Raw genomic sequence first — 11,033 nt, forward strand, 5'->3', positions numbered from 1 at the left:
CTCATGTTGATGGGGTGTTCCCCCAAGGAGAAACCTGTGGAACCACCTGCAAAACACAAATGGTACGGTCATGAAGTAACAGCGTCCGCGTATAATTCCGTTTTTTGGCAAACAGATAGCATCAACCCTTCCGTGGCAGCTTGGGGAGACACCTTAAGACCTGGCATGAAAAGTATCGCTGTCTCTCGCGATCTCATAAAAATGGGGCTCACGCATAACACCATGGTAAAAATAGATACCTTTCCAGACACCTTTTATGTAAAAGACAAAATGCATTATCGATGGCGAAACCGAATCGATATTTACATGGGGAAAGACGTAAAAAAAGCAAGGGAATGGGGCAGAAAAAAATTGATGATCTGCTACGCTGTTCCCATCGATTCAATAAATACCCAGAATGAAGAAAACTAGTTTACTTGTATGGGCCTTGGCCTTGGGAGCATGCTCCACCCAAAAGGAAATTGTGGACATTCCCATAATTTTTGATGAACAACGAATTGAATTAACAAAGGAATACTTGCAAAATAGGTATGAACTGGACCAAGAAACACCCGACATCACTCCAAAAATGGTGGTGTTGCATTGGACCGCCATTCCATCTCTTAAAAAATCCTTTGAGGCCTTTAATCGGTCCACCTTACCCAACTGGCGACCCGACTTAGTGAATGTAAGCGGTTTGAACGTGTCCTCGCACTTTTTGGTAGACCAGGATGGTACCATTTACAGATTGATGCCCGAGACGACCATGGCTCGCCATACCATTGGGTTGAACCATTGTGCCATCGGCATAGAAAATGTTGGGGGTACGGAAGCTATGCCTTTGACCAAAGCGCAGCTCAAATCCAACATCTACTTGGTCAACTATTTGGCATCAAAATATGATATTGATTATGTGATCGGCCACCAAGAGTACACCTTATTTGAAGGTCATCCGCTTTGGTTGGAAGTAGACGATGGATACCGAACAGAAAAAACGGACCCAGGGATGGATTTTGTGAAAAAAGTGAGAAAAGCCACTAAAAAATTTAACTTTAAACCTGTTCCAACAAAAGACCAATGATAAAAAAACTTTGTTTTTTAACCATCACGCTGCTGGTTTGTAATACGCAAGCGCAGGACGAACTGACTTCCAAACTTTACGAAACCTATGATGAATACAAGGAAGCCAGCATAGGTAAACGTAGGATAAAACACGTCGACATTCAACCTTTGATTGAAAAGTTCAAAGCCAATCCGAAATTCGAGGTACAAAAAGTAGGGGAGTCCATTCAAGGTAGGGATTTACATCTCATAAGCATTGGTTCAGGGGAAAGCAACATATTTCTATGGTCTCAGATGCATGGCGACGAACCTACCGCCACCCAAGCGATTTTTGATATTCTGAACTTTTTGGATGCCCCACAATTCAAAGCAGAGAAGGAAGCAATTCTTTCCAAGTTGAAGCTTCACTTTTTGCCCATGCTCAATCCTGATGGGGCAGAGGTATTTACCAGAAGAAATGCTTTGGGAGTGGATATCAATCGGGATGCATTGCGCTTACAATCCCCAGAAAGTCAGACATTAAAACGACTTCGTGATAGTCTGGATGCCGATTTTGGTTTTAACCTTCACGATCAGAGCAGGTATTACAATGCCGAACGCACCGAAAAACCTGCTACCATTTCGTATTTAGCCACAGCGTACAACTACGAGAAGGACATCAACGAAGTACGCGCCAATGCCATGAAAGTCATTGTGTACATGAACAACATCATACAAAACTATGCCCCGGGACAGGTTGGGCGCTACAGCGATGATTTTGAGCCTCGTGCTTTTGGGGATAATATTGCCAAGTGGGGGACCAGCTTGATTTTAATTGAATCTGGCGGATACCCGAATGACCGAGAAAAACAGGAAATTCGAAAACTGAATTACGTATCCATTCTTTCGGCCTTGTACACCATGGCGAATGAATCGTACAAAGAAATCCCCATCGAAAATTATGAAAAAATACCCCGTAACGACCGTAAACTGTTTGATCTCAAAATAGAGCATCTGACTTACGAACTTTTAGGGGAGGAATATATCCTGGATCTCGGTATTTTCAACAATGAAGTCGACCTGGAAGAGCACAATCAATTTTATTACAGAAGTTCGGTCGCTGACCAAGGTGATTTATCAACTTACTATGCCTACAAAACCTTTGATGCCACTGGGTATACTGTGGTTCCACCAAAGGTGGCCAAAGTAAGTCAGATACAAAACCCAATGGACTTATTGAAAGATGGTGTGGCCTACGTTAAAACTGAGCCATCGGGAGAGAACGCCTTCGTGGATTTTCCCTTGATATTGGTCAATGAAAAATTTGAATTGAATGAGTTTAGAGTTCGGCCCGGTATCAATCCCACTTTCTTTTTAAAGAAAGAAGGAAAATTGACCCATGCCTTGATCAATGGTTTTTTGATAGATTTGTCCCAACCTTTGGATGACCAGTATACCGGTAATGGATTGATCAGTGGTAACTAAATCAACATAAAAAGTAAATAACCCTTTAGCATATAAAAATGAAGAAACAAATTTTAGTAGGATTATGCCTTCTGGCAGCACAATTGACGTTCGCACAAGAATCCATTAGCCTTTTCAATGGCGAGAACTTGGATGGATGGGTCAATCACGGAGAAGAAAAATGGTTTGTTGAAGATGGAGAACTCATTTGTGAGAGTGGTCCCAAAGGGGAGTATGGTTATTTGTCCACGGATAAATTCTATAAGGATTTTGAGTTGACCTTGGAATTTAAGCAAGAGGCCGATGGTAACAGTGGCGTGTTTATACGCTCTACTTTTGAAGGCACGAAAGTAAGTGGCTGGCAAGTAGAAGTTGCCCCTCCAGGAAAGGACACGGGCGGTATTTATGAATCCTATGGTCGTGGTTGGTTGATAAAACCTGACCCTGAAAAGGACAAAGCCCTGAAAATGGGGGAGTGGAACACTATGAAAATCCGAGTGGAAGGTCCCAAGGTCACCTCATGGCTGAATGGTGTGCAAATGGTTCATTTGGAAGATGAAAAAATAGGGGAGGGCGAAGGAGCCATTGCCCTGCAAATACACGATGGTGGTGGTATTCGAGTCAAATGGCGAAACATAGAACTTGTTCCTTTGGATTAAAAACAAAAGAAAAGCCCGATCTTAAAATCGGGCTTTCTTATTTTTAATTTTCAACCTTCTAATTCTTCAAAGGAGTGACTTCAAAACTTCTATACTCAATAGGGCCGTGGTCTCCCTGAATCATGAATGGACCTGGTTCACCTTCGTTACTGTCCAAAGCTCCCCCTGTAATTCCGGGAATCGTAGCATCGGAAATCACGGTTTTTCCGTTCAGGGTAACGGTAACTCTTCGCCCAATCAAAGTAATATCATAGGTCTGCCACTCGCCAGCAGGTTTGGAAGCATTTTCATTGGGTTCCAAAAAACCGTAAACACCACCTAGGTAAATATCAGCAGGTTCGTAGCCTTCGCTATCCACAATCTGAACTTCGTAGCGCCCACGAAGGTAGATACCGCTATTGCTTCCTTCTGGGTAGCGGAATTCCACATGCAGCTTGAAATCTTGGAATTTTTCATCTGTAATCAGGTTGGAGCCAGACTCAGGACTGGTCAAAATACCATCTTTTATTACCCATTGGTTCTTTTCGCCATCCACATGCCATCCAGAAAGGTCTTTACTATTGAATACGTCAATGGTTTTTCCCCATTTTGGGTTTTCAGTGTACGCCAATTCCGGTGCTTTTACGCCCGTCCAATGAATGATGGAACCATCCGTATAGATCAGTGTTCCCTTTAATTGTCCATCTTCCAGTTCGCCATGAAAAATCATATCGCTGCCCTTGGGTTCCCATTGGTTGGGAATACTAAAGGTAAACTTGTTGTCTCCATAGGTTTCCACTTCGGCAATGGGTCTTGCGCTACCAAAAGCGAACACAAAACGGCCCAATAGGGTAGCGGTTCCCGAATGCCTGATTTCCAACCAGGAAGGGGAGGTCTTCCCCATAAAATCCATTTCCAAATCCCATCTGCCCTCTAACGGACTGATGTGCTGGGCATAAAGACTGCTGGTAAAACCTAAAAGTAAGGTGCAGATAAAAGTGTAAATCGTTTTTCTTTGGGTAATCATATGTATGTTTAGTTTTATTGCTGAACAAGATACGATTAATCCAAAAATAAGTCAGGCTGATAAAAGCCTTGTTTACTCACAGCCACCCGTGAATCCGTAGGCACTGAACCTGGTCTGTACGGCTCCTTGTAAACCATTATGATTCAATTCGATGACGAGGTTGCTCTCGCCACTGCCATCACGTTTTGGCGTGCAGTATTCAAACAGATAATAACTTCCTGCCTGTTCTTCCACACGTTGGGAGATATCATTGAAAGTGTTTTCCAGCTCTTCGGAATTACTGGCAAAAACACTGGCGGTTTTACCGATTTCCGACAAGACTTCGGTATCGATTTCAGCACCAAGCCCAATGGTAAAGAATGAAATGTTTCTATCGGCTTCCTCTACGACACGTAGGGCATCTGATTCCCTATAACGCGATGCTTGGTCGGTACCATCGGTAAACAATACGACGGATGCGGCATTGATGACATCTGCATTCTCAGTAAGCAAATCTTCTGCAATTTCAGTGGATTTTATCACTGCACCGTACAAATCCGTAGATGGGTCGTTGCTGATATCCGCTGTGATACCATCCACGGAGGATGTCAATTCAGCCACGGAGGATGTCAACGGATTCAATAAATGGAGCTCATCCTCGCCATCAAACCAATAAATGGCCATTCTGAAGGATTCCGACGGTTCTGCGGGCATCACATTATTGATAAAACTGGTGGTCGCTACCTTTAATTCATCCAAGCTGCTTTGCAGAACGCTATTACTCAAATCCAATACCAACAAGGTGTTGTTGTTGAACACTTGCGAGTTGGGGGAAATCCGGGCAAAGGATTCAGAAGAGGAGATAGGTTCAAAACAATCATCGTTTCTACCCTGTTCGTAAATGGAGAATTGCTCTGCGGACAAACCTGAAATGGGATTGCCCATCAAATCGGATACCCTAAAAAGTACAGAAACCTTTCCTGGTTGTGTGGTATATTCATCTTGAATGGACAATAGCAATTCGTTTTCGCCAAAACCCAGGCAATCATCCGGCTCTTCGCCAAGGCCAAGTTCCCTGTCGTTTATGTCAAAATTGACATCATCATCCGCATTTCCGCAGGAAAACAAAATAAGGCTAAATGATAGTAGGAATGTAAACTGAAGTATGTGTTTCATTTTCATATAGTGTTAAGGTCTTGCATCCACAACGAAGAATTCGTTTGAAAAGTATGGAAGAATCCAAGAATTGAATTAAAGAAAAGTTAAAAGGAATCTGTGTTTGTTAAAATGGTCGCGTTCCAATCAAAATTTAATATTTTCACTGCCCATAAAACCTACCAACCTATCTAACCAAAATTCAAAACAAACAATAAACGCTAATAGGTTGATACTATGACTATACTTTTGTTCGGAGCTACTAAAGATATTATTGGAACCCCCACTTTATCTGTCCCAACAGCTAGCTTAACAGGAAAGAAAATACCCCATACCGTAGGAGAACTCAAAAAGTTTCTTGAGAACACCTATCCGGAACTCAAAAAAATATCACAAGTGACCGTGGCCGTAAACCAGAATTATGCTTCGGACCATGAGAGAATCAATTCGTACGATGAGATTGCCTTGATTCCGCCACCAAGGTTATGATGCAGGCCTTAAAGTTTTGTTTTTGGGGATAGCCTTTTGTCGTGATCCAAATTCAGTGGTTCCAAATCTTGGAAGGTTCCGCACGAAATCTGTCTTTTAAGAAGTGATGACGATTTTTTTCTTTTGGTACGTGAGGCTATTTCCTCATTTAAGAAATTCATGGTAATGTGTTTTTCCTAAAAACGAAATTAGTATTATTTTATTTTGACAATCAGAAGATTAACCCTTTTTAACGTGGATTTGTGCTTCAATATGTTCTAAAATGGACATCCAATGCATCCGAAGAATCAATGCGGCAGTGGGTACATTATCTTCTTGAATCGCCTCGACCACGGAACGGGTTTGGATGCTCAGTTTTTTGAAGAATTCAAAATCCTGAATAAAATCGTATTCATAAAAATGTAACCTGAGTTTGAGATCTTTCAGGATTTGCAGCAGTATCTTGTTGGAGCAATGCCCAACCAAATGGTTGTGAAAATTGAATCGAACCTTAAGTCCTACAGCAATTGTTGTCGCATCTTCCATTTGTGATTGCAGTGCACCCAAGATATCCATGGCCTCGGAATCAAATTGGGAGTTTTCCAAAGCCATCACTTCCAATTGGGCAACGATTTCGATAAGGTTCTTGACCTCGGATTTGGATAACTTAGCCACAACAAAACCCCGATTGGGTATGGCCTGAAGCACTTGTGCCTGCTCCAATTGACTCAGGGCTTCGCGAATAGGGGTAACGCTGATTCCGGTTTCCCGTGATAGGGCCGCCAAGTTGATGGGCTTACCAATTTGCAATCCGCCTTTTTGTATTTGCAACAACAAATGCGCCTTGATCTGGTCTCTTAAAATAGATAGTTTGGCCATGGGTTGTTATGCTTCAAAAGTGATAGGGGCAAAGCGGATTGGGCAACTGTTATCGTTTTTCATAAATGTATGCTTCCACCCCCGGTAGTTCTTTATCCTCGCTCTTTATAATTCTGTTGCCTATGAGTTGCAAGGTACCCAAAACCTCACTGCCTTGGAAGGCCACTTCGGAACCATTACTGGCCCAAGCTCCTGTGGCCAAATAGGTGCCATAGCAATCTGTATCGTATTCGCTATTGGCATTGAGGATTACTTTGAAACTGGTTTGTTCAAATTGGTACGAGGTATCTTCTCTCATAACGATGGCTCCCGAAATACAATCGGCTTCATTCAATAAATTGGACGAATGTGTTCCATTACCATCCATATCCACGCCTTCACTCAGTCTGATTTCCACCAAATCCCAAGTTCCGACAAGTTCGGCACTGGAAAAACCATGGTCTTCATCATCACCTTCACTGCAGGACAGCAGCATCAAAAAAGATAAGGTCGATAGCATAAGTAACTTACTGTTTTTCACGGGACTATAATTTATTATGGATGAAAATAACATAATTTCAAGAATAATATTTCAATCTTGGGTGCATTTCATCGATTTACCCCATTCAAACACACTAATGAAGATCTCCTTTCGTTTTTGAACACAAATGCATAACCCAATAAAAATGAAGAACCTTACCCAAAGAATCTTATCCATCACGTTTATTGCCACTACGCTGATTGGCTTTCAATCCTGTAGCGAAGATGCCATGTCTGGGGATGGTGAAGCAATCACATCCGCGGAATTGCAAACCATTTTGACAACCGATGATATTGCAGGAGCTGCCGATACTGCTCTGGCCGAACTTTTTGCAGGAAATACGGCTAAATCGGCTGTTGCCAAGGAAGGAGAATGTTACTCCGCCGAATACACCGAAACCGGATTCGTAGCAACTTTCAATAACTGTGTGCTCAACGGAACAGAAAACGTAAACGGAACGGTAACCGTAACCTACGAAGTAGGGGAAGAGGCTTCTTCCTTTACAGCTTCCTACGAGGATTTTTACGTAGGCAGCATTAAAATAAACGGTACCAGATCATTTGAAATTTCAGCGAACAGCGAGCAAGCTTCCGTGTCGTTTACTGTGGTCAGCGATATGTCCGTGGAAATGGAAGATGGAGCTGTCATAACCGAAAACGGAACCAAAACCTTCGGCATTACCTTTGGCGATACCTTGGAGAGCACGGTGTTCTCCCTATCCGGCTCATGGACCGTAGTTGCTGATGGAAACACCTATACCGTAGAGACATTGGAAGACCTTGAAGGAAATGCTTCCTGCGAGTACATGACAACGGGCACCATGACGGTATCCAAAAACGGACTGGCCGTTACAGTGAACTTCGGAAACGGGGATTGTGACGATGTGGCCACGATTATTTATCCCAATGGCGCTACCGAGGAGATTTCACTGTAGTTTCTCAAAAAATATAGATTAAAAAGAGCACTGGTTCTGTCAGGTGCTCTTTTTTTTGATGTGATTCCACGTTAGTTTGGTTATATTTAAGGAAACAATCGGTTTATGGTAAAGCAATTGGTGGCTGCCCAAAATGACTTTTTTGCCACACAGAAAACCAAGGATATTGGTTATAGAAAACAGCACCTCAAAAAACTGCAACAAGAGATTCTGGACCAAGAAGATGCCATCTGTGATGCCCTGTATGCCGATTTCAAAAAGCCACGGTTCGAAAGCTTGGCCACAGAGACCCAATTGGTTTTGGCCGAACTCAAGCATGCCATTAAAAATGTAAAAAACTGGAGCGAACCCAATAGCGTAGGGGCCTCCTTGTCCAATTTCCCCTCCAAGGATTGGATTCAGCCTGAGCCTTATGGCAAAATCCTCATTATATCTCCTTGGAATTACCCCTTTATGCTGGCCATGGCACCTTTGGTGGGAGCTATTGCGGCTGGCAATACCGCGATTATAAAGCCTTCCGAATTCAGTCCGCATACATCCAAGATCATAGCGCAAATCATCCGAAAAGTCTTCCCGCCCGAATATGTGACCGTGGTGGAGGGTGGAGTAGAGGCCTCGACCCAACTTTTGGAAGAGCAGTGGGAGTATATCTTTTTTACGGGCAGTACCCGTGTGGGGAAAATCGTGTATGAAAAAGCTGCGAAGCACCTAACGCCCGTCACTTTGGAACTGAGCGGCAAGAATCCCTGCATTGTGGACGAAACAGCTTCCTTATCACTGGCGGCCAAGCGTATTGCATGGGGTAAATTCATCAATGCAGGGCAAACCTGTATCGCACCCGACTATATTTTGGTGCACAAGAGTGTCAAGGACCGTCTGGTTGATGGAATCCAGCAAAGTATTACGGGGTTTTACGGTCAAAAAGTGGAAGATTCCACGGATTTTGCCCGGATTGCCACCAAGAAACATTATCAAGAGCTTAAAGCAATGCTTGAGGGGCAGACGCTGTTATTTGGCGGGTCTTTTACCGATGATGACCACTATATCGCACCCACTTTAGTGGATGAACCTGCTTTGGACAGCCCCATTATGGAAGGGGAGATATTCGGTCCCATTCTTCCCATCATCTCGTACGAAGAGGAAAGTGAATTGCATGATTATATCGCCAAGTATCCGAACCCATTGGCATTTTATGTGTTTTCCAACAATAAAAAATTTCAAAAACGCCTGATGAACCAATATTCCTTCGGTGGGGGCACCATAAACGATGTCGTGGTGCACATCAGCAATACCAATTTGCCGTTTGGCGGAGTGGGGCAATCGGGAATGGGGGGGTACCATGGTAAATTTACCTTTGACCTGTTCTCGCACCATAAATCCATAGCCAAAAGAAGCACTTGGATAGATATACCATTGCGGTATGCACCTTACAATATTTTGCTGAAATGGGTAAAGAAAATCAATCACTTATTCTAATTCGTTGATAATTTATTAAATTAGGAGCCAAAAACTTGCCGATATCATATTTATTATCTTAATCAAAAGTTAAACGTTTGAACCCTAAGGGTTTTGATGTTATTTTTAAGAGTAATCATCAAAAACTACGTCTATGAAAGAAAATCAAAAGAAATATAGGATTTCAGTGTTGTTGGACATGTCCAATAATTCACAGTTTGTATTGACCAGTGCCTTGGAGTTGGCCAAAAAAATCGATGGGGCCATAGAGGTCTTTCATGTAAAGCCGACATCCAATATCATAAAAGGGGATAGTCAATTGTCCGCTATACGCAGCTTAAACCAAGATGATAGATCCACACGTGCTGAGTTGAAAGAACTTATTTCTGAAGTTGGGGAAAATGAAAATACACCCATTAGCTATAAACTGGAGTATGGCAATGTAAAGCACCGGGTAAGGGATTATTTGGCACTTCAAAAGCCGGATATTCTTGTTTTGGGAAAACGTAGGCCCAGATTAGGGATGTTTTTTGAAAGCATTACCGATTTTGTCATCAACCAAACGAACAACACCAATGTGCTGATTTTGGGTCAGGATGATAAATTCCATTCGTTCGAGGATATCAATCTAGGGATTTTCGGTTCTGAGTTTGAAGATAATGACCTGGAGGTCATCAAGGATTTGAAACGTGACAGTGAAAAACCGGTACGTCATTTTGGGATTGCCAGTGAATCGGAATCCAAAGACAGTTCGTATCCGTGGCACAAAACGGTTTCGTATAAATTCAGTAAAGGTGCCAATGCGCTGGATGGTTTGGTCAATTATGTTTCGCGAACCAATACACAATTGCTGTGCGTTCCCAAAAAAGGGAAAAGCTTTAGGTTTGGATCAAGCCCAATAAAATCCGTGATTAAAAAATCGAAGGTACCTTTAATGGTTTTGGCCAAATAAGGCATTTGGGGAGTATTTTTTGTACTTCTTGAATATTTTATTTTACATAATGTAAATTATAGTACAGTCAATGACATTTAGCAAATTACGGATAGCTATGCTATTTGATATTAAATCAGTTCTGATGCTTTAGTGCAAAAAACGGGCATAGTATACCACCTGCGGCGGATTAAACTGAGCCACCCGCGGCGGACCAAAGTGAGCATAGTGGGGCGGATGAAAGTGAGCCACTAAAAAGATCGATTCTATTTGAGTGTTGCGATGGTTTCTTTTGTAAAAAAGACCATGGCGAACAAACAGATAGATATGCGAAAGGCAAAAAGGATTTACAAATTGTACGGCGAGGGGGCCAGCAAGCGACGGATCAGCAAGGAACTTGGCATCTCCCGCAACACGGTGGCCAAGTACATCGAGTTCTTCAAGTGCTACAGGCTGACGCCCTACGAGGTCTCGGAGATGACCCTGGAGGAGATCCACAGGCTCTTCAAGGCGGACCAAAAGCCCAAGAGCGAACAGCTGAGGACCTTAGAGCGGTACTTCCC

Annotated in this window: 13 protein-coding genes; 9 read left to right on the top strand and 4 right to left on the bottom strand. The window is 42.8% G+C overall.

Features of this window, described 5'->3' with window-relative positions:
- Positions 1-9: 9 nt before the first annotated feature.
- From EO132_RS03755 to EO132_RS03770, 4 genes are read left to right on the top strand one after another with little or no spacing between them, the layout of a single operon-like run.
- The gene (locus tag EO132_RS03755) at positions 10-411 is read left to right on the top strand and encodes a 3D domain-containing protein (RefSeq protein ID WP_127136685.1); all 402 of its coding nucleotides are present in this window, start codon (positions 10-12) and stop codon (positions 409-411) included.
- Entirely contained in the window at positions 398-1,060 is a 663-nt protein-coding gene (locus EO132_RS03760; protein ID WP_127136670.1) for a peptidoglycan recognition protein family protein, read from the top strand. The genes EO132_RS03755 and EO132_RS03760 overlap by 14 nt, the downstream gene beginning before the upstream one ends.
- Positions 1,057-2,505, top strand: coding sequence for a M14 family zinc carboxypeptidase (locus EO132_RS03765; RefSeq protein WP_127136671.1), 1,449 nt, complete (start codon positions 1,057-1,059; stop codon positions 2,503-2,505). Before EO132_RS03760 ends, EO132_RS03765 begins: the two co-directional genes overlap by 4 nt.
- A 38-nt stretch (positions 2,506-2,543) precedes the next feature.
- Positions 2,544-3,143, top strand: a complete 600-nt coding sequence (locus EO132_RS03770) for a 3-keto-disaccharide hydrolase (protein WP_127136672.1) — start codon at positions 2,544-2,546, stop codon at positions 3,141-3,143.
- A 58-nt stretch (positions 3,144-3,201) separates the two neighbouring features.
- On the opposite strand, the gene EO132_RS03775 is transcribed toward EO132_RS03770, so the two are convergent.
- Both EO132_RS03775 and EO132_RS03780 read right to left on the bottom strand, forming a co-directional pair.
- A complete protein-coding gene (locus EO132_RS03775) occupies positions 3,202-4,149 on the bottom strand; it encodes a 3-keto-disaccharide hydrolase (protein WP_127136673.1) in 948 nt (315 codons plus the stop codon).
- Positions 4,150-4,221: 72 nt separating this feature from the next.
- Complete coding sequence (locus tag EO132_RS03780; RefSeq protein WP_127136674.1) at positions 4,222-5,304, bottom strand: vWA domain-containing protein; 1,083 nt, start codon at positions 5,302-5,304, stop codon at positions 4,222-4,224.
- 216 nt (positions 5,305-5,520) lie between these two features.
- On the opposite strand from EO132_RS03780, the gene EO132_RS03785 reads away from it, so the two are divergent.
- Positions 5,521-5,772, top strand: coding sequence for a MoaD/ThiS family protein (locus EO132_RS03785; protein WP_127136675.1), 252 nt, complete (start codon positions 5,521-5,523; stop codon positions 5,770-5,772).
- Positions 5,773-5,991: 219 nt separating this feature from the next.
- Here the strand turns inward: EO132_RS03785 and EO132_RS03790 are convergent, their stop codons facing one another.
- Both EO132_RS03790 and EO132_RS03795 read right to left on the bottom strand, forming a co-directional pair.
- Complete coding sequence (locus EO132_RS03790) at positions 5,992-6,630, bottom strand: GntR family transcriptional regulator (RefSeq protein WP_127136676.1); 639 nt, start codon at positions 6,628-6,630, stop codon at positions 5,992-5,994.
- Positions 6,631-6,679: 49 nt separating this feature from the next.
- Positions 6,680-7,150 (bottom strand): hypothetical protein, encoded by a 471-nt coding sequence (locus EO132_RS03795; protein WP_127136677.1) that lies wholly within the window; start codon positions 7,148-7,150, stop codon positions 6,680-6,682.
- A 145-nt stretch (positions 7,151-7,295) separates the two neighbouring features.
- Here EO132_RS03795 and EO132_RS03800 point away from each other — a divergent pair, with 145 nt between their 5' ends.
- The 4 genes from EO132_RS03800 to EO132_RS03815 all read left to right on the top strand — a co-directional run.
- A complete protein-coding gene (locus EO132_RS03800) occupies positions 7,296-8,084 on the top strand; it encodes a hypothetical protein (RefSeq protein ID WP_127136678.1) in 789 nt (262 codons plus the stop codon).
- 105 nt (positions 8,085-8,189) lie between these two features.
- The gene (locus EO132_RS03805) at positions 8,190-9,560 is read left to right on the top strand and encodes an aldehyde dehydrogenase (RefSeq protein WP_127136679.1); all 1,371 of its coding nucleotides are present in this window, start codon (positions 8,190-8,192) and stop codon (positions 9,558-9,560) included.
- A 133-nt stretch (positions 9,561-9,693) separates the two neighbouring features.
- A complete protein-coding gene (locus EO132_RS03810; protein WP_127136680.1) occupies positions 9,694-10,491 on the top strand; it encodes a universal stress protein in 798 nt (265 codons plus the stop codon).
- A gap of 285 nt (positions 10,492-10,776) precedes the next feature.
- The coding region (locus EO132_RS03815; protein WP_164732267.1) for a helix-turn-helix domain-containing protein at positions 10,777-11,033 on the top strand (257 nt) is incomplete at its 3' end.

It is taken from the genome of Flagellimonas oceanensis, from assembly GCF_003992595.1.
Lineage (GTDB): Bacteria > Bacteroidota > Bacteroidia > Flavobacteriales > Flavobacteriaceae > Flagellimonas > Flagellimonas oceanensis.

Bases quoted from the DNA above. Each gene is read 5' to 3' on its own strand.
- EO132_RS03810 (WP_127136680.1), top strand. From the start codon at position 9,694: ATGAAAGAAAATCAAAAGAAATATAGGATTTCAGTGTTGTTGGACATG.
- EO132_RS03780 (WP_127136674.1), bottom strand. From the start codon at position 5,304: ATGAAACACATACTTCAGTTTACATTCCTACTATCATTTAGCCTTATT.
- EO132_RS03800 (WP_127136678.1), top strand. From the start codon at position 7,296: ATGAAGAACCTTACCCAAAGAATCTTATCCATCACGTTTATTGCCACT.
- EO132_RS03775 (WP_127136673.1), bottom strand. From the start codon at position 4,149: ATGATTACCCAAAGAAAAACGATTTACACTTTTATCTGCACCTTACTT.
- EO132_RS03760 (WP_127136670.1), top strand. From the start codon at position 398: ATGAAGAAAACTAGTTTACTTGTATGGGCCTTGGCCTTGGGAGCATGC.
- EO132_RS03770 (WP_127136672.1), top strand. From the start codon at position 2,544: ATGAAGAAACAAATTTTAGTAGGATTATGCCTTCTGGCAGCACAATTG.
- EO132_RS03805 (WP_127136679.1), top strand. From the start codon at position 8,190: ATGGTAAAGCAATTGGTGGCTGCCCAAAATGACTTTTTTGCCACACAG.
- EO132_RS03755 (WP_127136685.1), top strand. From the start codon at position 10: ATGGGGTGTTCCCCCAAGGAGAAACCTGTGGAACCACCTGCAAAACAC.
- EO132_RS03785 (WP_127136675.1), top strand. From the start codon at position 5,521: ATGACTATACTTTTGTTCGGAGCTACTAAAGATATTATTGGAACCCCC.
- EO132_RS03765 (WP_127136671.1), top strand. From the start codon at position 1,057: ATGATAAAAAAACTTTGTTTTTTAACCATCACGCTGCTGGTTTGTAAT.
- EO132_RS03790 (WP_127136676.1), bottom strand. From the start codon at position 6,630: ATGGCCAAACTATCTATTTTAAGAGACCAGATCAAGGCGCATTTGTTG.